A 20,101-nucleotide genomic window follows, 5' to 3' on the forward strand; every position below is an offset into this window, starting at 1 on the left:
TGCGGTGCGTGGCAGGGCTTATGGGGTCGCGGTGCGGGCATTCGGGTCGAAGCCGCCGGGGATTTCGTAGACCACGCCGGTGAAGGTGGCGCCGAAGAGGCGGCCCGCCGAGAAGCCGGTCGTGCCTCGGCCGTAGGTGAGGACGCTGGTCAGCGGGTTGCCGCCGCCGAGGACGCAGTACTGGTTCGGTGCGTCGATCCGGATGACCTGGCCCGCCGTATTGAAGGGGACCACCGGGCGGTCCAGCGAGTCCAGCGTCAGGCCGTCCGGCGCGGCGAGCGTGTCACCGCCGCCGAGATCGAGCAGTGACTGGGGCGCGCCCGGGTTGGCGATGGGGATCCGGCTCACTCCCGGGTTGGCGAATGTCCTGCTGACGTACAGGTATTCGTCGTCCTTGCCGAGGACGGCGCCGTTCGCGCTCGGGAAGGACGCCCAATCGGCTTGGACCACACCGTTCGGATAGACACGGCCGACGAGGTTGCCGAAATCGTTGGTGGCGTAGACGGTTCCGTCCTGCGCGACATCCATGCCGTTCGCGGCGCTGAGCCCCGCGGCGAAGGGGCGGACCGCGCCGGTGTCCGGATCGAGCTCGATGATCCCGGCATGCCGCAGCGTGTCGCCGACGAAAGAACGTGCGTCCGCGCCATAGCCGACCAGCAGTTTGTCGTCGGGTGTCCAGGTGAGCGCGCCGCCACCGCCGCTCGGCACGGTCGCGATGGGGACCGGTGCGGCGCCCGGCGCGTCGATCCGGTACACCCGACCGGTCGCCAGGTCTGTTGTATAGGCCCGGCCACGTGCGTCGACGGTGAGTCCCTCCAGCGCTCCGGGCAATGCCGCGGCCACCACCGTCGGCTGGCCCGCACCGCCGCACACCGGTGCGGCGCTCGCCGCGGGCGCGGCAACCGCCGATAACGCGGCGAACGTCAGGGCCGCCACGGCGACCGTTGCCTTGTCCATGCTGCTCATTGCACACCTCGCCTGTCTGGTGATGGGTGCGATTCGCCGCCACGGAGCAGGAATCGCCGAATGGGCTGGCGATCCAGTGCAGTATGCGCCCGTAGCGGGGGAGATTCACGCACCATCGGTGGGTTTGGCGTGGCATGTGCGAGACGATCAGCGCCGCACCGGGTCTGCGATCGGACGGACTACGCTTCGAGGCGATCGGCCGAGGCGGCGGAAACGAGGTGCTTGTCGCCTCCGGTGCGAAGGGATGGTGCGGGATGAGTGACGAGGTGGAGACGCCGCCGTTCGCGGAGATCGTCAACGGGGCACTGGAATTCACCATTCCGGTCGCGCACCGGATGGGGGTGACGGCGGTCGAGGTGCGGCCGGGCTTCGCGGCGACGACGGTGCCGATCGAGGGCAACGGCAACCACTTCGGCACCATGTACGCGGGCGTGCTGTTCACGGTGGCGGAGATCCTCGGCGGCGCGATCGCGATCGCCACGTTCGACAACTCCGCCTTCTATCCGCTGGTCAAGGATCTGCACGTGTTCTTCCGCAAGGCCGCGAAGACCGATGTGCGGGCCGAAGCGACCTTGCCCGCGGCCGAGATCGCCAGGATCACCGAAGAGGCCGCCGCGAAAGGGAAGTCGGACTTCACCTTGCGGGCCGCTGTCACCGATGCCGACGGCGTGCTCGTCGCGGAGACCGAGGGGCTTTATCAACTGCGGGCGCACGGTAAGTAGGAGATTGCCGGGCCCGTTCATCGTGCGGGTTCGACGAATATTCGAGGCGTGCACAGCGAAGTTTTCATTCGCGTCCCGCTGAGTGGGACGATAGACGCCCGGCATGCGACCGAAGACACAATTTCTCAGTGATCTCGGGCACATAACGTAACAATTACCGTTCAGCTTGTCGTTTCCTTTTGCCTGCTCGAGATGCATAAACGAGATAACTCTCGACCACCGGTCAAGGTTGTTCCGGCGTGATCGAAGCGTGATTCGCAGCGACTTCTTCGCTACCGTCGCCGGAGCCCGATCGATGACGGGCTCGAACTCGAACCGCTGAATGCCGGTAACCCTGTCCCGCGGTTCGAGGATCCCCGACCTACCTGGGGACAGGGACACGGCGAGCACGTGCCGTGCCGGTGGGCGCAGGCAGGAATTCCTACATGTCGCATAACCGCAAGTTCAGCACCCGCGTCCTCGGCGTCACCGCCGCACTGGGCGCCCTCGTGGCCGTCCCCTTCGGCCTGTCCACCGCCACCGCGTCGGCCAACAACTGGGACGCCGTCGCACAGTGCGAGAGCGGCGGCAACTGGGGGACCGAGACCGGCAACGGCTTCTCCGGCGGTCTGCAGTTCACCCAGAGCACCTGGACCGCCAACGGCGGCTCCGGCAGCCCGAGCAACGCTAGCCGGGCCGAGCAGATCCGCGTCGCGGAGAACGTGCTCGCCACCCAGGGCCCCGGCGCCTGGCCCGTGTGCGGTGCCTACCTGTAATACGTAACCGGCGCCTACCGCGAAAATCGGTAGGCGCCGGGCTATTTCAGGGCGATCATTCGTTCGATGTAATTACATGACTTTATCTGCGTTTTTGTTCCGGATGAAATTGTTTTCGCAATTTCGAATGTCGGTGCGCTGATCAAGCGTCTGAGTATTTCATCCCACGAATTAGAACTAGAACACGTTTCGGTCTCGTGTCGCGAAATGCCTGCGGCCGGTGGTGCCAATCACTAGCCTGTGGCCACCCGGTCCTTCGTGCCGGCTCGACGTAGAGCCGGACGAGATGCCGTGGCTAGAAAGGCATCTCGACCATGAGTTCCACCCAGACCGCCGCACCGCCCACCATTCTCACGGGCCTGTGGCAGCGCAAGCTACCGCACTATCCCGATACGCCCGCTCGCTCCTGGTATCTGACCGTTGTTGTCATCGCGTCGATCGGGCTCTACTACCAGTTGTTCGTCACCGGCGCGGTGGGCAATGAGCTGATCGCCTATTTCCACCTGTCGTTCGCCTACTTCGTCTGGATCTTCATCATCGGCGCCGCGTTCGGCGCGGCCGCCTCGGTCCTGGCCGGCCTGCTCGACCGATGGGGCCGGGCGAACATCGTCGCCTACGGCGTGCTGATCTGTTCGCTGCTGACGCTGTTCGCGGTGCCCGCGACCACCACGAAGGAGCAGTACCTCTTCGTCTATGTCGTGGTGAGCATCGTCGAAGGCGCGGTGCTGGTGGCCACGCCCGCGCTGATCAGGGACTTCTCGCCGCAACTCGGCCGGGCCTCCGCGATGGGCTTCTGGACCCTCGGCCCGGTCATCGGCGCCCTGGTCACCACCCAGATCTCCACCCGCTCGCTGGACGCGCATCCGGACTGGCAGTACCACTACCGGCTGTGCGGGGTGATCTGCCTCGTCATCGCGGTGATCGCGCTGATCGGCCTGCGTGAACTCAGCCCGCGACTGCGCGACCAGATCATGGTGTCACTGCGCGATCGGGCGCTGATCGAGGCGCGAGCCCGCGGACTCGACGTCGGCGAGCTGGAGCGGGGGCAGTGGCGGCAGATGCTGCGGCTGAACATCGTCGGCTCGGCGTTGGCCATCAGCCTGTTCCTGGCCTTCTTCTATACGATCGTGTCCTTCCTTCCCGTCTATATGGCGACGAACTTCGGCTTCAGCCCGGCCAAGGCCAACGCGCTCGGCAACTGGTACTGGACCGCTAACGCGGTAGCGCTGGTGCTGGCCGGGATCGCCTCGGACTTCCTCAAGGTGCGCAAGCCGTTCATGATCGTCGGGGCGGTGATCAGCGTGGTCGGCATGTATCTGTTCATCGGCTACACCGACAAGCCGGACACCGGCTACTACACCTTCGCCTGGGTGTTCGTCATCATCGCCGTCGGCACCGGCATCGCCTACTCGACCTGGATGGCCAGCTTCACCGAGACCGTCGAGGAGCGCAATCCGGCGGCGACCGCGGTGGGGCTCGCGGTGTGGGGCGGCACGCTGCGCAGCGTCGTCACCGTCGTGCTGTTCGGCTTGCTCGTGGTGGTGAACGCGGCCGGTCCGCTGGTCAATTACGGTCCGCGGCTACAGGAGATCCAAGCGAAGTACGGCCCGCAGCTGGCGACGATTCAGCAGGTCGGCCCGGAAATCCTGGCGGCGCTGAGCAAGAATCCGAACGACCAGACTGCCCAAGTGACGGCGCTGAACAAGCTGACCGGCGCGTCACCGGCCGAGATCCAGACGGCGTTCGGGCTCACCGCGCGATACTCCGAGGAGCTCGCGACGATGCAGGCCATCGAACCGGCCACGCAGGCGACGCTCGCCGCGAACCCGGCCGACGGGAACGCCGGGCTCGCGGCGGTGGGGCAAGTCGCCAAGAAGTTCGGCATCCCGGTCGATCAGGCGATCGCCCGGCTCACCGCCGTGCAGCAGATCCCGCCCGCCGACCTCGCTGCCCTCGGCACCGTGGGCCCGAAGCTCGCGCAGGCGGGCGCGCAACTCCAGTCGGTCGGCACCATCCCCGCCGACGACCAGGCCTACCTCGCCGCGCACGCGACCGAGGTGCAGCAGGCCAAGGCCGATTCGCCGCACCAGTGGGCCCGCTGGTGGTGGATCTGTCTCATCGCCCAGATCGTGTTCCTGCCGTTCGTCTTCCTGATGGCAGGGCACTGGAGCCCGAAGAAGGCCGCGGCCGAGGCCGCCGCGCACGACCGGCTGGTGCAGCAGGAACTCGCGGAACTGACGCCGCTGCCTGCCGCTCGGTAACCGGCGGGCTATTCGACGCCGAGGGTGACCTCGGTGGACTTGATCAGCACCTTGACCTGGACGCCGTCGGCGAGTTGGAGGTCGTCGACGGCGTCGCGGGTGATCGAGGAGGTGATCTCGTCACCGCCCGCGAGCCGGACCCGGACCACCGCCATGGCCTCGCCGCGGGTGACGGAGATGACGGTGCCGTCCATTTGATTGCGGGTGCTCAGTCGCATGCGGGCGAGCATACGCAGGGCGAACCCGGCGGAGCGGGATATGCGGGCGGTGTCTAGCGGGGAATGGCCGACGGCAGCGGGTGGTCCGGCTCGAGCGCGGGCAGGCCGTCGAGGCTGGTCGCGTTGTCGCCCGCGATGCGGCGGGCGAAATCATCGTCGGTGCGGCGCCGGTGCAGCGCGTCGAGCACCGGGCGTTCGTCGATGAGTTCGAGGTAGGGGACCGAGTAACCGCAGGAGTCGGCGATCCGGTCGACGCTGACGACGATGGCGGCGCGCAGGCCGGGGTGCTGCAGGCCGAAATGCGGTCGCATGGCGTCGAATTCGGCGGAGTCGGGGCGCACCACGCGGCCGGTGCCGAAGAGCCGCAGGATCTTCGAGGTGCGGGTGAACGAGCAGAACATGATGGTGATGCGGCCGTTTTCGCGCAGGTGCGCGATGGTTTCCGAGCCGCTGCCGTACAGGTCGAGGTAGGCGACGGTGTGGTCGTCGAGCACGGCGAAGGTGTCGCGATAACCCTTGGGGGACAGGTTGACCCGTCCGCCGTCGACGGGTGCGGTCGCTACGAAGAACATCGACTGCTCGCCGATGAACTTGCGTAGTGCGTCATCGAGATGCGAGAAGACCTTCGCCATCAGGGCCCTTTCCCTAGTCGTCCCATGACAGGACTTGGGTTTCGAGCCTAACTCCGGGCACGGGCCCCGATGGGCGGCTGAGGCTCAAATCACGTGGTCGGGGCGGCCGGCTAGGCCCGCCAGAGTTGATCTCCCGCGCGGGAGATGACGATGTTCGGCACCACCGCGTTGCGGGACAGACGGGTGATCGCGAGCACCATCTCGGCGATGTCGCCGGTGGTCAGCATGGCCGACTGGTCGAGGACGTCGCGTTTCCACGCGGTCATGTCGGTGTCCACGTAGCCGGGGGAGATGGCGGTCGCGCTGACGCCGTTGGCGGACTCCTCCAGCGAGATGGTTTCGCAGAGCGAGATCAGCGCGGCCTTGGTCGCGCCGTATGCGGCGAGACCCGCTTCGCCCGCGACACCCGTAATGGAGGCGAGGGCAATGATTTTCGCGCCACGCTGGGGATCGTCCTGTGCGCTCTTGCGTAGCAGGGGGAGTGCTGCCTGGATGAGAGTGATGGGTGCGCGGAAGTTGACGTCGAGCATGCGCTCGTAGGATTTCACCGGCATGTCGGCGACGGTTCCCGCGGTGCCGGTGCCCGCGCTGAGTACGAGGGCGTGCATGCCGCCGAAGCGGTCGGCGTGTGCTTGGACGAGGGCGCGCACCTGGTCGAGGTCGTTCATCTGGGCGACAACGGGATTCACCTCGACGCCGGTCTCGTCGTGCAGTCGGGTCGCGGTTTCGGCGAGCACGTCCTTGGTTCTGGCGGCGATGGTCAGGTGGTAACCCTCGTGTGCCAGTCGGCGGGCCACCTCGGCACCGATGCCGCGCGAGCCGCCGGTCACCAGGGCGCTGCGGACGGTCATCCGAGCGTCTCCAGCCCGGCGTCGAGCAGCAGCGGCACGGCCGCGCCGATGGTGGCGAATCCGTCGCCCACCGTCTTGCCCGCGAGGAAGCGCTGGTGAATGCCCTCCGCGATGACCGCCAGCTTGAAGTAGCCGAGGGCGCGGTAGAAGGAGAGATGGTCCAGCGAGTAACCCGTCGCGGTGGCGTAGCGGTCGGCGATCTCGTCGACGGACAGGAAGCCGGGGTTGGCGCTCGGCGCGTGCCGGACGCCGAGCACCGGCTCGCAGCGGTCGTCCCAATAGACCTGGAGCAGGCCGAGATCGGCGAGTGGGTCGCCGAGGGTGGCCATCTCCCAGTCCACTACGGCCGCGATGGTGCCGAAGTCGTCGCGGTCGACGATCGTATTGTCCAGGCGGTAGTCGCCGTGCACGATGGTTTCGGCCGCTTGTTCCGGCAGCGCGGTGCGCAGGGCGTCGGTGAGCCGGTCGAGGGCGTCGAGTTCGCGGGTGGCGACGCGGTCCCACTGGCCGCGCCAGCGTTTGACTTGACGGGCGAGATAGCCGGCGGGGCGGCCGAATTCGGCGAGGCCGACGGCGGTGTAGTCCACCGCGTGCAGGGCGGCCAAGGTGTCGATGAGGGCTTTGGAGCAGGCGCGCGCCTGCTCGGTGCCGAGGGCGGCGGTCTGGTCGCCGTCTTGCAGGACATGGCCGTCGACGAAGGAAACCACCGCGAACGGCACGCCGATCACCTCGGTGTCCTCGCACAACGCGATCGCCTGTGCGACAGGCACATTCGTGTCTCGCAGGGCCGCGACGATGCGGTATTCGCGGGCCATGTCGTGTGCGGTGGGGGTGAGCGGGCCGAGCGGTGGGCGGCGCAGCACCCAGTCGTTCGTTCCGTCGTTCAGGCGGTAGGTGAGGTTGGATTTGCCGCCCTTCAGCAGGGCCGCGGTCAGCGGTCCGGCGGTCTGCGGCACGTGTGCCTCGAAATACCGTTGCAGCGCCGGGAGATCGAGGCCGGCCAGGGCCGCCGTCATCGGTGCGCCTTGTCGATGGCCAGGCCGTTGCTCTGCCCGACAGTGCGAAGGGGCGTCATCCGAGGCGCTCGATAATGGTGGCGTTGGCCAATCCGCCTGCCTCACACATGGTTTGCAGGGCGTAGCGGCCGCCGGTCTGCTCGAGATGATTGACCATGGTGGCCAGGATACGGGTGCCGGAGGCGCCGAGTGGGTGACCGAGGGCAATCGCGCCGCCGCGCGGGTTCAGCTTGGCCGGATCCGCGCCGAGCTCGCGCTGCCACACCAGCGGCACCGGCGCGAACGCCTCGTTCACCTCGTAGGCGTCGATGTCGTCGATGCTCAGCCCGGCTCGTTCCAGCACCTTGCGGGTGGCCGGGATTACGGCGGTGAGCATGAGCAGCGGATCGTCGCCGACCACCGAGAACGCATGGAACCGGGCGCGGGGACGCAGGCCCAGCTTGTTCGCCGCCTCCTCGCTCATGATCAACGCGGCCGAGGCCCCGTCGGTGAGCGGTGACGAATTGCCCGGCGTGATCAGCCATTCGATCTCCGGGAACCGTTCGACGAACCGCTCATCCACGAACGCGGCCTTCAGCCCCGCCAATCCTTCTGCGGTCGTTGTCGGGCGGATGGTCTCGTCCGCGGTCAGGGTGCCCGCCGCGACCAGCTCGTTCGCGAACCCGCCCGCCGCCGCCGTTTCCGCGGCCAGCCGATGCGAGCGCGCGGCGAACTCGTCGAGCGCGGCGCGATCGAACTTCCACCGCGCGCTGATCACCTCCGCCGCAATACCTTGCTGCACAAGCCCTTCCGGATACCGATGCGCCAACGGCCCCTGATTCGGATCCTTGCCCTGCGCGTTCGAGAACATCGGCGCCCGGCTCATCGACTCCACGCCGCAGGCGATCGCCACGTCATAGGCCCCCGAAAGCACCCCCTGCGCCGCGAAATGCGCCGCCTGCTGACTCGACCCACACTGCCGATCCACCGTCGTCGCGGGCACCGACTCCGGAAACCCGGCAGCCAGCGCCGCCGTCCGGCTGATGTTGAACGCCTGCTCCCCGCTCTGCGTCACGCACCCGCCGACCACATCGTCGACCACCGCCGGATCCAGCCCGTTCCGCGCCACCAACTCGGCCAACACCCCGGCAAGCAACGTCGCCGGATGCACCCCCGACAACCCACCCCCGACTTTCCCTTTGCCCGACGGGGTACGAACGACATCGACGATGACGGCGGACCTCATAGCCCTCTCCGATCAGCTAAGTTAGTTGCGATTCTCGTCTAAGTTAACACGGATTCGCAGCTGGGTGTCGCGAGACGGGCCGGGTCCGCCGGGCCTGTCGTGCTCGGCTAGTTGTCGAAGATCGCTTCCAGGGAATCGGCGACGGCGGTTTTGTCCATCCAGGCTTCCAGCTGTTCGATATCTGCGCAGGCGAGGATGCGGGTGCGGAGATCGTCTGGGACCGTAAATCCGTGGGCGACAAGGCCGCGCATCAGCATCTTCGCTTCGCCTCTCGCTTCGCCTATTGCCTCACCTTCCGCGATGAAGCCATCGATGAAGTCATCTCGGTAGTCAGGGCTGGCCATGAGCTCCTCCAGGGCTTTTCTGGCCGCGTCCGGGGCGGCGTGCTGGACAAATCGAGTGTAGGTCGTGCGGGTCTCGCGATCGAGGGTGGCGAGTTTATCGAGGACCATGCGACGGTTGGTGTCCTCGGTCAGGTCGAGAGCATGGGTGAGCGCGGCGAGGACAGTGAGTTCGGGGGCGACGCCCGCGAAGGCGGGGTTCGTGGGGTCCGGGGTGTTGTGTGGGCCGATGACGATGGGAGCGAGGCTGAATCCGGGGTGGCCGGTGTGGATGGTGCGGCGGCAGGCGCGGGCCGTGGCTCCGGTCGCGGCGATGACGACCAGGACGGCATCGCAGTCGTGCTGTGATTGGGCTACTGCCACATAGGCGGGCCAGGCCCTGCGTTTACGGCGTTTCGGTGGGGCCGACTGGGATTCGGTGATGACGGCCAGCTTGCCGCCATCGATGCCGCGTAGCAGCGTCACGGCGTCGGCATGGAATTCGGGTGGGTCGCAGGTGGTGAGGTTGCTGTCGCTGGCCGTGGCGGTCGCCCCGACGGGTAGTTGGATTCCGGTATCCGCCAGCAGCGCGGCAGCCAATTCCGGGTTGTGGCGCAGCAATTCGAGAGGGGCTTCGTGGCGGATGCTCGGCATGGCGGGAAGATTGTCACGGGCCACCGACAGGTTTTTGTGGCTCAGGCCGTCACGGCTGTGACACGCCGATCAGCTTCGCACACAGTTTATTTCGTTGGGTAAGCGTGGGCGCTGGTGGTTGGGTGCTGGTGGGTGGATTACGCCGGATATGTATGTGTTTCAGTGGCTTTCACCGCGGCCCACAATTGCAGGCCTGGGCGGAGGCGGAGGTCGGCGACGGTGGTGGGGGTGACGTCGGCGAGAACGGGTGGGGTGCCGTCGAGGCGGAGCCGGATGGTGTGGGCGTGTTGTTCGATGCCGGCGATGGTGACCGGCCAGGCGTTACGCTGGCTGCCGGTGGGGCGGTCGGGGTGCAGGCTGACGGCGGTGGGGGCGAAGGCGATGTGTACCGCGCCGTGGCCGGGTTCGGCGGCGGTGAGGGTGCCGCCGGTGTCGAGTTCGACGGTGGTGTCGCTGGCGATGCCGCGATAGAGGTTGAGGCCGACAAGATTCGCGACGTAGTCCGAGCGGGGGCGGCGCGCGACTTCGCTCGGGGAACCTTCCTGGACGACGACGCCATTTTCGAGGATGACGAGGCGGTCGGCCAGCACCATGGCGTCGAGCGGGTCATGGGTGACCAGCACGGTGTGGCCGGGATAGTCGGCGAGGTGGTGGGCCAGGTCGGAGCGCACGCGCAGGCGGGTACTCGCGTCGAGCGCGGCCAACGGCTCGTCGAGCAGCAGCAGCGCGGGGTCGGTGGCGAGTGCGCGAGCGAGGGCGACACGTTGGGCTTGACCGCCGGACAAGGCCCGCGGTTTGGCCTGCAGGTGCTCCGAGAGGCCGACGCGGTCCAGCCATTCGGTGGCTCGGGCTCGGGCCGCGATGCGGCGCTGGCCTCTGGCACGCAGGCCGAACGCGACATTGTCCAGCGCGCTCAGATGGCCGAACAGCAGGTAGTCCTGGAAGACGACGCCGACCTCGCGGTGCTCGGCGGGCACGAACACCTTCGGCGGTGCGTCCCAAGTCTTTTCGTCGATCCGCAGCACACCGTCGGTGAGCGGTGTCAGCCCGGCCAGCGTCCGCAGCGCGGTGGTCTTGCCCGCACCGTTGGGCCCGAGCAGGGCGACGACTTCGCCCTGCGCCACGGACAATCGCAGATCGAGCTCGAATTGTCCTCGGGTGACCCGCAATTGGGCATCGAGAGTCATACCACGCCCCGAATCCACCGCTCGCGCAAGGCGACGAGCACGGCGACCGAGACCGTGAGCAGCACCAGGCTGAGCACGATCGCGTCCTCCGGATCGGCTTCGAGCGCCAGATACACCGCAAGCGGCATGGTGGTCGTTTTCCCGGGGAAGTTGCCCGCGAACGTGATCGTGGCGCCGAATTCGCCGAGCGCCCGTGCCCAGCACAGCACCCCGCCCGCGACCACACCCGGCAGTACCGAGGGGAGCGTCACGCGCCGGAAGGTCAGCCACCGCGACGCCCCCAGCGTCGCCGCCGCCTCCTCGAAGCGCGGATCCGCCGCCCGCAGTGCGCCTTCCACCGAGATCACCAGAAACGGCATCGCCACAAACGCTTCCGCGACAACGACGCCCGCCGTCGTGAAAGGCAGTGAGACACCGAACCATTCGTACAGATACCGCCCGAACAACCCACGTCTGCCGAGCACGAGCAACAGCGCGACACCGCCGACCACGGGCGGCAGCACCAGCGGCACGGTGACCAGCGCCCGCAGCACCCCGCGTCCCGGCACCTCGCCGCGCGCGAGCAACCACGCCAACGGCACCCCGAAGATCAAGCAGAGCAGCGTCGCGAGACTCGCACACTGCAACGAAAGCCGAAGGGCCTGACCGACTTCGGCGTTGAACAGCCGACTCGGCAGGCCGCGCCACGGCGCCCGCCACAGCAGTCCTACCAGCGGAACGAGCAGAAACGCCAGCGCGCACAGCGCGGGCAGCACCAGCACGAGCGGTCGCCGCCCCTGGGCTGCCCGTCGCCGCGGCACCCGTGTCACGGTGCGTCGAATCCCGCCTTGGCGAACACCGTCTTCGCCTGCTCGGACCGTACGAAGTCGACGAACGCCGCGGCCGCGGCCGCGTTCGGTGCGTGCGCCAGCGGCGCGACCGGGTAGTCGTTGATCGCCTTGGTTGCCTCGGGGAAGTCGATGCCCTCCACCTGCGTACCCGCGGACCGCACGTCGGTTCGGTACACCAGCGCGGCATCGACCTCACCGAGCTTGACCTTCGTCAGCACCGCCTTCACGTCGGCCTCGCGGGTATCGGGCTGCGGGGTGACGCCCGCGACGTCGAACACCGTCTTGGCGGCGGCACCGCACGGCACCTGTTCGGCGCACAGCGCGATCTTCGGCTCCGTCTTGCCGAAGTCGGCCAGGCCGGTGATGTGGCCGGGGTTGCCCTTGGGCACCGCGATCTCCAGCCGGTTGCGCACGAAGGTGACCGGCGCGCCGGTCACCTCGCCCTTGTCCTGCACCTGCCGCATGTTCTTCGGCGCGGCCGAGGCGAAGACGTCGGCCGGGGCGCCCTGGTTGATCTGCTCGGCCAGCGCCGAACTGGCGGCGAAGCTGTAGACCACCTTGACGCCGGGGTGCGCGGCCTCGAACTGCTTGCCGAGCTCGGTGAAGGTCTCGGTCAGCGAGGCCGCGGCGAACACCGTGACGGTGCCGCCGACCTTGTCGGTGCCCGTGGGCGCCGCCTTGTCGTCGGAGCCGCAGCCGGCCAGGGTCAGCGCGGCCACCCCGGCAACGGCGGTGACGCTCAGCGAACGAATCATTGTCGACCTCATCAACTTTCCGGAATTTCGACTACGACGTGTGTCGACTTGACCGATGCCACCGCGACGCTGCCGACCTCGAGCCCGAGCTCGTCGACCGACTCCCGGCTCAGCAGCGACACCAGCCGGAACGGCCCGGCCTGCATCTCGACCTGCGCCATCACGGTGTCCTTGACTACCCGCGTGACGATGCCGCGCAGCCGATTGCGGGCGGACACGGCCACGGTGCCGCCCCGCTCCGGGGTCTCCGCGGTGGCCTGCAGGAATTCGGCCAGTTCCCGGCCGCGCACGCCCTTGCGCCCGTTGCCGAGCTGGATGGCGGTGAGCTTGCCCTGATCGATCCACCGCCGCACGGTGTCGTCGCTGACACCCGCCAGCACCGCCACTTCACTGATCCGCAAATCCGACACGATCCGTAGTTTATTGCCGCATCTGCGGAAAGCAAGAGGCAATCGGGACGGGCGTGGCGTGCCCGGCCGGGTCGTAGTGCGCGCGGTTCGTCTCGACGGCTCGACGGGCGGCGATCCCCTCGCCGTCGACACTGCGGGGCATCGCGACCGTTTCTTCCGATATGTGGTTTCTGTGGTTGCTGTGGCGGAAATTCCGGTGAACTGTCTCACAACGGCCAGTGCCCGAATTATCGGTGGGGTTCTTGGGAAGACGTTGAAATCCCTGCTGGACATATCATTTCGCGAACAATCCGCGCGTCATGTCGTGCCGATTCCGCCGATCGAACGGCCCGAACTCCTCCCGCGATCATTACATTGGAGAGGATTTCGCAGTCCCATCTGATGGAGGAATTTCGGTGCCGATTATCGATCTGGGTTCGTCAGCGTTGAATCTCGCGAACGTCGTGACGTCCATTGCCGCCAACATCACCTACCTGTTGCAGGCCTGGCACGTCATCTAGTCGACCCGTGACCCGGCGGCACCGCGGCATCCGCGTCGGCCGCCGGGCACAGGCGATGGATCGTCAGCGCCGCCGCGAGCAGCCGGGAGTCGTGCGGTTCGGTCGGATCGATGCCGGTGAGTTCCGCGATGCGGCGCAGGCGATAGCTGAACGTATTGGGATGGACGTGGATCTCCGCGGCCGCCGTCTTGCGATCCGAACCATGGCGCAGGTGTGCGTCCAACGCATCGATCAAATGGGGGCTCGCCAGGATCGGCGCGATGCGCTGCACCAGTCGCTCCCGCGCCGGACCGGGCCTGGTGAGCTGGTGTTCGAGCAGTAGATCATCGAGGAGATAGACACCCGGCGGCCTGCCGAGCAGGCGGGCCAGTTCGGCGAGGTCGGTCGCCTCGCGCGCCGCCTCCGGCACGGATTCCCTGGCGACCGAACGATATTCGGCCACGAACACCGCGACACCGAACTGCTCGGCGAGCTCCGCCGCCAGGTGTTCGTAGCGCTGCTCGGTGCGGCCTGATTCGGACACGTTGGGCAGCAACGCGATTCCGGTCGAACCGTCGAAGGTGGCCAGCGCGGTGGTGCCGGTGAGACCGTCCAGCGCCCGCTGCAGGATCCTGATCCGCCGTCTGCTGATCAGCGTGGCCACGGTGCTCGGCTGCTCGTCGTGCCGAATGTGGATGGCCAGCACGGTATATCGCTCGGCCAGCGCGGTATCGGCCCGCGCGGCAAGCTCTTCGGCCGGTAACCCACCGAGCAGCGCGGCGCACAGTGCGCGCCGGGCTTCGCGCTCGGCGTTGTAGATCGATTGTTCGACCTCGGTGTAGGTCTCGACGACGGTGACATTGATGTGCATCAGCAGGTCGAGCAGTCGACCGCCGATGACGTTCAGGTCGTGCATCTCCGCCGTCGTGGCCAGCGCCACCGCCTCCTGAAGTACCGATTGCGCGGAGCCGTGGATGGCCTCGATCAGCAGTGGCAGCGGAATCCGGTCCTCCGCGTGCCGTTGCGCCACCGGGACGACGAACGCCGCGACCTGCGCTTTGGTGAACTCGCGCTGCTCGCCGATGGCCTGCAGTACGGCCCGGCCACACGCGTAGATCGCGGGCAGCACCTCGGCGGTGAAGTGCCCCTCGGGCAGATCCGCGGCGGGTGGGGTGGCGCCGAGCCCTGCGGCGAGCATGCGTTCGGAGATCTGCGGCCAGCGGGTGCGCAGCCGGGTGACCAGGGGCGCGTTGCCGGTCGGCGGGGATAGGGCGAGGGACATGAACCGATTGTTTCCAACGACAGGTTTTGCGGCAAGCTAACCGATACATCGACGAGAACTTTGTCTCGGACAACAACTTCGCGCCGACATTCTCTCTCCGGTGTGCAGTGACAGCGGTATGGCACGGCGTCAGCCGCGGCCCGATCCTGTCCGGCGCGCTCTGAGCGCAGTCACCGCATTCGATGAAGAAAGATCGGCGTGCGAATTGTCTTCCGCGACAATTCCTTTCCCATCGGCAGGTTCGCTAGCTTGAAGGTGGACATAACGCGACGATCCCGGACGCCTTTCGAGAGGATGACCACCATGAGTGCCGACCCCGCGCCGGGCGTCGCCGGTCCACTGGTCGAGCCGCGCTCCACTGATCCGATGCTGCCCGAGGCGGATCCGTTCTACGCACCGCCGCAGGCGCTCGGGCAGCTGCCGCCCGGCAGCATCGTCCGCACGAGGGAGGTCGAGATCGCGTTGTTCGGCCTGGTGCCGCAGCGCATCTCGGCCTGGCAGTTGCTCTACCGGACCTGCGACCTGGACAACGTCCCCGAGGTCGCGGTCACCACCGTGCTGCTGCCGTGGGGCGCCGACCCCGCGGCACCGCGCCCGCTCGTCTCGTTCCAGTGCGCGATCGACGCCGTCGCCTCGAAATGCCTTCCTTCCTACGCGCTTCGGCGCGGCGCGCGGGCGGCCGGGTCGATTCCGCAACTGGAGCTGCCGCTCGTGGCCAGCGCGCTGGCCCGTGGCTGGGCGGTGTCGGTGCCCGATCACGGCGGAACCGGGGGCCGGTTCGGGGTGGCGCGCGAGCCGGGCTACCGCGCGCTCGACGCGATTCGCGCCGGCTTGGCGTTCGTACCGCTCGGGCTCGCCGCGACCACTCCCGTTGCGCTGTGGGGCTATTCGGGCGGCGGCCTGGCCACCGCGTGGGCCGCGGAACTGGCCGCCGAATACGCTCCGGAACTCGATATCGTCGGCGCGGTGGCCGCCTCGCCGGTCGGTGACCCGGCCGCCGCCTTCGTCCGCCTCAACGGCTCATTGTTCGCCGGCTTCGCCGCCGTCTTCACCGCGGGCCTGGCCCGCGCCTATCCCGACCTCCTGCTGCGCACCCACCTGGACGCGCGCTATCTCGGCTGGCTCGCGCAGACCGAGACCACCGCGACGTTCCCACTGCTGTACCGCTTCGCCCGCCGCGACCTCGACAAACACTGTCGCGGCGGCCTTTCGGCACTGCTGGCCGCACCGGAACTCCAGCGAGTCCTCGGCGACATCCAGCCCGGCCGCCGCACCCCGACCATGCCGATGCTCATCCTGCAGGGCGTCTACGACGAGGTCGTCGCGGTCGCCGACGTAGACGCCCACGTCGACCGCTACCGCGCGGCGGGCGCCGACGTGTGCTACCTCCGCGACCGCCTCAGCACCCACCTGCTGCTGCAATACATCGCCCTCCCGGTGATGATCGACTGGCTCGCCGACCGCTTCGCCGGCCGTGCACCCGCCCCGCCGGCCACCGAAACCGTCTGGTCACTCGCCTTCTCGCGCAGCGCCATTGCCGGTCATCTCGACTTCGCTCGCGTCGTCGCCCGGATGCTCTTCGCCCGCCCGATCCGAGCAAAGCAGCAACCGGACAGCATCCCGCGACCGACGGTTCACCTTGTCCACAACTCTCTCGATGTCACCGCTGCACCCTCGGTGTAATCGTGGGAAACGTCCTGCCCGAAGTTCTATTTCGGGCCGCTGGGCCAATTCTCGCGTGGCCCGAAACTGGTACGCGCGTCACGAATCCCGGGGCAATAACGTCCAGGTCGGTCGGTTCAAAACGCGGCTATACCGGCAACCCGTCCGGTTCCGGCCCCTAATTATGTTGTCTCAGGGCAGAATCCGCTTGTTGCATCGATAGGAAGTTGCTACGGTGTAGCTATGCCGAGGAGGCGATGCGGGTGTTTGTGGGGCGCACCGAATTGCTCAGTCTGATCGACCGGTTGGTCGAAGTACACGCGACCGATGTGGACGGGGCGTCGAAACCTGTTCTGGTAGTGGAAGGTTGCGGCGGCTCCGGACGCACCGCGATGTTGAACAAAGCACTGGACACGTGGCAAGGGCACACGCCCTCGGTACTGGTTCGGCCGCTCGAGCGACCCTTCGAGGTCGACAATCCCGTGCGGACGGTGCTGGCCGCGGTCATGCTCGGGCTCAGCGTCGACATTCCCGGCTATGCCGTCGCGTTCCCCAGGGTGGTCATCGCCCAGATCGTCATCGCCGAGGATTTCGACGGACTCGGCCCGGACGAGCAGCTGACCAGGCTGCGCTCGCTGCTCAATCAGTATCAAAGTCGCGCGGCGCTGATCGGTTTCGTGCGAAACCTGATCACCATCGCCGGATCGCTGGCCGCCAACATCAAACTGCCCGGCGTCGACGTGATCGCACCCTCGATGACCACCTCGATCTCCGACGCGGTGGCCGGCCGATTGACCCGAGGACGGCTGTTGGGCAAGGCCACGTGGGGGCCGAAGGCGGCGTGGTTCGGGCACCAGGATCTGGGACTGCGGCTCGACCCGGAACGTGCGTTGATCGGACTGAGCAGCAACGCGAAAAGCACCGACCCCGCCATCCGGCGCGGGGTCGACGACGTGCTGGTGGGCGCGCTGCTCGCGGACCTGCGCCACAGCGTGGCCAAGGTCAAGCACCGCACCTCGAACGTGTTGGTGCTCATCGACGACGGCGACGCGCCCGCCGCGGCATCGTTCATCGGGTCGTTGCTGCGGGTCCGGCAGTCCATCGCGGCCACCGGCGTTCGACTGCCCGACCCGCTGACGCTGATCACCGCGAGTTCCGGTGCGCTGGTGGACGAGCTGGCCGGACAGGTGCCCGCGCCGACGGTCTGGTCGGAGCTGCCGGACGCGGCGGGTATCGCGACCGCCGGCCAATTCTGTGCGCGGGTGCGGATTTCCGAGCTGATCGAAACCGATGTCCGGCTGATGGCCAAAGACGTCGACCCCTACCGGGCGGAAAGCATCGGTTCGGCTGTCTACCGCCTGACCCGCGGCCATCCGGCGGCGACGGACTACCTGCTGCGGCGAATCAAGCAGGACCGAGAGTTGCTCGTCGACCTCGACGGACTGCTGCGCGACCCGGGCCCGGAGTCCGACACCACCGTCGAGCAGTACCTGCTTCGGATCTTTGGCCGTGGCCTGAGCGTGCACCATCGCGTGCGGCGCGAGCTGGCGAACGCGCTGGTCACGGTGTCGGCGGCCAGGAATAGGGGAGAGGCGCTCGGCTTGGTCGCGTTGCTGCCCGCGGGCGTCGAACATGATTCACCGTTGTTCAAGTCCCGGTCGCTGTGGTCGCCGCCCGCCGCGGGCGGCGAGCAGAAGCTGCCGGAGTTGGCGCGGCTGCTCGGCCTGCGAGCGCTCGCCGCACGAGACGGGCAGGGGCCGGACTGGGATCGGGTGTTCCGGCACCTGGCCGACGGCGTCGCCGCCGAGGACCGGGCGAGCAGGCTGCACTACGCGCGCCTGCTGGACGGTCGCGACGCGATCGTCGACGAACTCGCGGATCTGTTGCCGGAGTTGCCTTCTCCGCACTGGCTCGCGCTCTTCGACGACATCGTCGCCACGCCGGACCCGCGCCGACGCGACAGCGACCTGATCGACGGGCCCGATCGAGCACACACCCGGCACGAGCACATCGCGGTGCTGGTCGCCCTGGTGCCCGCGTTCGAATCCGACATCCAGGTAACCGCGCCGGAACAGAAGTCGGCGCTCTGTTCGCGGATCGCGCACAGCTACGAGCGGCTAGCAGAGGGCGCCGCGGACAAGTCGCCATTCCTCCTGCGCGCGAACAGGTATCGCAAGCTCGCGGACCAATTCCAGTAACCCGCTCGGCGGAAGGAGACCCATCGTGGCCTCGCGGTATCGGATAGGCATCGTGCCCAAGCTCGACCGGCCGTTCCCGCGGCCATGGACCGATTGGGTGCGGTTGGGTGTGGTTGTCACGCTGTTGGTGCTCGCGGGCGCGGGTTTCGTCACCCGTACGACGCTGCAGCACCTGGTCACCTGCAACGACGGCTGGAACCCGAGTACAAACGCCTGGCAGGCGGGCCAGCACTGTGTCGGATTATCCGAGGGCGCTTACGCTTTCGGGCTCCCCGCGTTCGCGCCGGTGATGCGCGTCATCGACGAGCAGAACCGCACGGCGGCCGACCATTGCCCTGGCACCTCGGCGACCATCGGTGTGCTGCTGACGATGACCGATGAGCTGGCAGGCAGCAGGGCGTTGCACGAACTGGAGGGCATGGCGGCCGGTCAGCGGGTGGCCAACGGCACCGGGTGCCTGCATCCGATGAGGCTGGTGGTCGGCCAGATCGGTGATTACGGGGGCAACGGCGATCCGGTGGGCGTGGCGCGCACGCTGGCCGCCCGCGCCGACGTGGTCGCGGTCGCCGGGATCGGCGTCAGCGACCAGGCCACCGCGGCGGTCGCGGAAGTGCTTGCCGCGGCGAAGATCCCGATGGTCGCGGACGCGGTGACCGCGGAGGGATTCGATCAGAGCGGCTCGCGCGACGACCACCCCGAATTCGACCGCTGCGACAGTGACATCACCTATCCGAAAGGCATCGGCAAGGACTACTACTACCGGATCGGGTTCCGGAATGCCGTGCAGGTGCGCGAGATCGGCGCGGTGGTCAGTACGCGGCCGGACTTCGTCATGGTGCCGATCGGCGGATCGGACCCGTACACCTGCACCACCGTGCCGTTGCTGCAACGCCAGTTCGGCGGCAATGTGCTCGAGGTCAAGTTCGACACCACCGAGCCGAGCACCGTGCCGCAGACCGCGAAACGGGTGTGCGCCCTCGCGAAGGACGTGACGATCGCCTACACCGCCCGCGGCCGAGATCTGGGCAGGCTGATGTACAGCCTCGACGAGGTCTACCAGAACGGTCAGTGTGCCGCATCCTCGATCACGGTGGTGAGCACCGAAGACGCGAACCGGTTGCGGTCCACCGAGTCGGACCGCGACCTGGAGGATCTCCGGACGAAGGCGCTGGCGTCGCGCAGCTTCGCCGACGGGCGGGTGCGGGTGCTGTGCACGCTGCTGGCCGGGGCGGACGGGCCACGGCCGGGCAACCCCAACTGGGCCGTGTTCGAAAGCGCGTTCCGCGACGCGGGTTTCGATGTCGGGCACGTGGGCGACGGCTGGGCGGTGAATGCCTACGACGCGGTGACGACGATCGCCACCGCCCTGCGCGGTCTGCCCAAGATCACGCCGGTGCAGCGCAGTCAGGTCAATACCACCATCAGCGGCTTCTCCGACCCGGCGACCGCGGTACCCGGCGCGGGCGGCCCGCTCATCTTCGACAACAGCGGCAACCGCACCGGCCCCGGCCCCGAGGTGGTCCGGATGTGCCCGGTCACCGCGGCGGTGGATCGGCCGCGGTACGTCCCCACCGTCCCGGTCGAGCCGGGTGTGCCCATCCCGGACTGCCCGCGCTGAAGTTTGTGTGTCCGATCACGAATGTCCGGCTTTTGCTCTAGCGTGGGCACGATTGGTGCC

The 20,101-nt window shown here is 67.8% G+C and carries 17 protein-coding genes and 1 pseudogene; 6 read left to right on the top strand and 12 right to left on the bottom strand.

Features of this window, described 5'->3' with window-relative positions; translation table 11 throughout:
- Positions 1 to 18: 18 nt before the first annotated feature.
- Positions 19 to 966 carry an SMP-30/gluconolactonase/LRE family protein gene (locus ACIBCN_RS14110; RefSeq protein WP_396991944.1) on the bottom strand — a complete coding sequence of 316 codons (948 nt, stop codon included), beginning with the start codon at positions 964 to 966 and terminating at the stop codon, positions 19 to 21.
- A 254-nt stretch (positions 967 to 1,220) separates the two neighbouring features.
- On the opposite strand from ACIBCN_RS14110, the gene ACIBCN_RS14115 reads away from it, so the two are divergent.
- The 3 genes and pseudogenes from ACIBCN_RS14115 (at position 1,221) to ACIBCN_RS14125 (ending at position 4,704) form a co-directional block, all read left to right on the top strand.
- Complete coding sequence (locus ACIBCN_RS14115; protein ID WP_396991945.1) at positions 1,221 to 1,688, top strand: PaaI family thioesterase; 468 nt, start codon at positions 1,221 to 1,223, stop codon at positions 1,686 to 1,688.
- Positions 1,689 to 2,113: 425 nt separating this feature from the next.
- A pseudogene (locus ACIBCN_RS14120) lies at positions 2,114 to 2,440 on the top strand (transglycosylase family protein); the annotation flags it as partial.
- 317 nt (positions 2,441 to 2,757) lie between these two features.
- Complete coding sequence (locus ACIBCN_RS14125; RefSeq protein WP_396991946.1) at positions 2,758 to 4,704, top strand: MFS transporter; 1,947 nt, start codon at positions 2,758 to 2,760, stop codon at positions 4,702 to 4,704.
- Between the two features lie 8 nt (positions 4,705 to 4,712).
- Here ACIBCN_RS14125 and ACIBCN_RS14130 read toward each other — a convergent pair whose 3' ends face one another.
- From ACIBCN_RS14130 to ACIBCN_RS14180, 11 genes are all read right to left on the bottom strand, one after another.
- Positions 4,713 to 4,922: a molybdopterin-binding protein gene (locus ACIBCN_RS14130; protein ID WP_396969087.1), complete on the bottom strand. Its 210-nt coding sequence runs from the start codon at positions 4,920 to 4,922 to the stop codon at positions 4,713 to 4,715.
- 53 nt (positions 4,923 to 4,975) lie between these two features.
- Positions 4,976 to 5,554, bottom strand: coding sequence for a pyridoxamine 5'-phosphate oxidase family protein (locus ACIBCN_RS14135; protein WP_396991947.1), 579 nt, complete (start codon positions 5,552 to 5,554; stop codon positions 4,976 to 4,978).
- Between the two features lie 110 nt (positions 5,555 to 5,664).
- Positions 5,665 to 6,405, bottom strand: coding sequence for an SDR family NAD(P)-dependent oxidoreductase (locus tag ACIBCN_RS14140; RefSeq protein WP_396991948.1), 741 nt, complete (start codon positions 6,403 to 6,405; stop codon positions 5,665 to 5,667).
- Positions 6,402 to 7,421 (bottom strand): phosphotransferase family protein, encoded by a 1,020-nt coding sequence (locus tag ACIBCN_RS14145; RefSeq protein ID WP_396991949.1) that lies wholly within the window; start codon positions 7,419 to 7,421, stop codon positions 6,402 to 6,404. Before ACIBCN_RS14145 ends, ACIBCN_RS14140 begins: the two co-directional genes overlap by 4 nt.
- A gap of 55 nt (positions 7,422 to 7,476) precedes the next feature.
- Positions 7,477 to 8,646: a thiolase family protein gene (locus ACIBCN_RS14150; protein WP_396991950.1), complete on the bottom strand. Its 1,170-nt coding sequence runs from the start codon at positions 8,644 to 8,646 to the stop codon at positions 7,477 to 7,479.
- 107 nt (positions 8,647 to 8,753) lie between these two features.
- Positions 8,754 to 9,620: a hypothetical protein gene (locus tag ACIBCN_RS14155; RefSeq protein ID WP_396991951.1), complete on the bottom strand. Its 867-nt coding sequence runs from the start codon at positions 9,618 to 9,620 to the stop codon at positions 8,754 to 8,756.
- A gap of 137 nt (positions 9,621 to 9,757) precedes the next feature.
- On the bottom strand, positions 9,758 to 10,807 hold the full coding sequence (locus ACIBCN_RS14160; protein WP_396991952.1) for an ABC transporter ATP-binding protein: 1,050 nt from the start codon (positions 10,805 to 10,807) through the stop codon (positions 9,758 to 9,760).
- A complete protein-coding gene (gene modB, locus ACIBCN_RS14165) occupies positions 10,804 to 11,616 on the bottom strand; it encodes a molybdate ABC transporter permease subunit (RefSeq protein ID WP_396991954.1) in 813 nt (270 codons plus the stop codon). Before modB ends, ACIBCN_RS14160 begins: the two co-directional genes overlap by 4 nt.
- On the bottom strand, positions 11,613 to 12,392 hold the full coding sequence (gene modA / locus ACIBCN_RS14170) for a molybdate ABC transporter substrate-binding protein (protein ID WP_396991955.1): 780 nt from the start codon (positions 12,390 to 12,392) through the stop codon (positions 11,613 to 11,615). The genes modB and modA overlap by 4 nt, the downstream gene beginning before the upstream one ends.
- Positions 12,393 to 12,403: 11 nt before the next feature.
- On the bottom strand, positions 12,404 to 12,802 hold the full coding sequence (locus ACIBCN_RS14175; protein WP_396991956.1) for a molybdopterin-binding protein: 399 nt from the start codon (positions 12,800 to 12,802) through the stop codon (positions 12,404 to 12,406).
- A 492-nt stretch (positions 12,803 to 13,294) separates the two neighbouring features.
- Positions 13,295 to 14,563 carry a PucR family transcriptional regulator gene (locus tag ACIBCN_RS14180; RefSeq protein WP_396991957.1) on the bottom strand — a complete coding sequence of 423 codons (1,269 nt, stop codon included), beginning with the start codon at positions 14,561 to 14,563 and terminating at the stop codon, positions 13,295 to 13,297.
- 303 nt (positions 14,564 to 14,866) lie between these two features.
- On the opposite strand from ACIBCN_RS14180, the gene ACIBCN_RS14185 reads away from it, so the two are divergent.
- The 3 genes from ACIBCN_RS14185 to ACIBCN_RS14195 all read left to right on the top strand — a co-directional run bounded on the left by ACIBCN_RS14185 (position 14,867) and on the right by ACIBCN_RS14195 (position 20,041).
- A complete protein-coding gene (locus tag ACIBCN_RS14185; protein WP_396991958.1) occupies positions 14,867 to 16,246 on the top strand; it encodes a lipase family protein in 1,380 nt (459 codons plus the stop codon).
- Positions 16,247 to 16,482: 236 nt separating this feature from the next.
- Positions 16,483 to 18,423, top strand: coding sequence for a hypothetical protein (locus ACIBCN_RS14190; protein ID WP_396991959.1), 1,941 nt, complete (start codon positions 16,483 to 16,485; stop codon positions 18,421 to 18,423).
- A gap of 25 nt (positions 18,424 to 18,448) precedes the next feature.
- Positions 18,449 to 20,041, top strand: a complete 1,593-nt coding sequence (locus ACIBCN_RS14195) for an ABC transporter substrate-binding protein (RefSeq protein ID WP_396991960.1) — start codon at positions 18,449 to 18,451, stop codon at positions 20,039 to 20,041.
- The last annotated feature ends 60 nt before the right edge of the window (positions 20,042 to 20,101 follow it).

The sequence above is a fragment of the Nocardia sp. NPDC051052 genome (assembly GCF_044456045.1).
Taxonomy (GTDB): Bacteria; Actinomycetota; Actinomycetes; order Mycobacteriales; family Mycobacteriaceae; genus Nocardia.

Coding starts and splice junctions, on each gene's coding strand:
- ACIBCN_RS14110 (WP_396991944.1), bottom strand. CDS start 966: ATGAGCAGCATGGACAAGGCAACGGTCGCCGTGGCGGCCCTGACGTTC.
- ACIBCN_RS14115 (WP_396991945.1), top strand. CDS start 1,221: ATGAGTGACGAGGTGGAGACGCCGCCGTTCGCGGAGATCGTCAACGGG.
- ACIBCN_RS14125 (WP_396991946.1), top strand. CDS start 2,758: ATGAGTTCCACCCAGACCGCCGCACCGCCCACCATTCTCACGGGCCTG.
- ACIBCN_RS14130 (WP_396969087.1), bottom strand. CDS start 4,922: ATGCGACTGAGCACCCGCAATCAAATGGACGGCACCGTCATCTCCGTC.
- ACIBCN_RS14135 (WP_396991947.1), bottom strand. CDS start 5,554: ATGGCGAAGGTCTTCTCGCATCTCGATGACGCACTACGCAAGTTCATC.
- ACIBCN_RS14140 (WP_396991948.1), bottom strand. CDS start 6,405: ATGACCGTCCGCAGCGCCCTGGTGACCGGCGGCTCGCGCGGCATCGGT.
- ACIBCN_RS14145 (WP_396991949.1), bottom strand. CDS start 7,421: ATGACGGCGGCCCTGGCCGGCCTCGATCTCCCGGCGCTGCAACGGTAT.
- ACIBCN_RS14150 (WP_396991950.1), bottom strand. CDS start 8,646: ATGAGGTCCGCCGTCATCGTCGATGTCGTTCGTACCCCGTCGGGCAAA.
- ACIBCN_RS14155 (WP_396991951.1), bottom strand. CDS start 9,620: ATGCCGAGCATCCGCCACGAAGCCCCTCTCGAATTGCTGCGCCACAAC.
- ACIBCN_RS14160 (WP_396991952.1), bottom strand. CDS start 10,807: ATGACTCTCGATGCCCAATTGCGGGTCACCCGAGGACAATTCGAGCTC.
- modA (WP_396991955.1), bottom strand. CDS start 12,392: ATGATTCGTTCGCTGAGCGTCACCGCCGTTGCCGGGGTGGCCGCGCTG.
- ACIBCN_RS14180 (WP_396991957.1), bottom strand. CDS start 14,563: ATGTCCCTCGCCCTATCCCCGCCGACCGGCAACGCGCCCCTGGTCACC.
- ACIBCN_RS14185 (WP_396991958.1), top strand. CDS start 14,867: ATGAGTGCCGACCCCGCGCCGGGCGTCGCCGGTCCACTGGTCGAGCCG.
- ACIBCN_RS14190 (WP_396991959.1), top strand. CDS start 16,483: ATGCGGGTGTTTGTGGGGCGCACCGAATTGCTCAGTCTGATCGACCGG.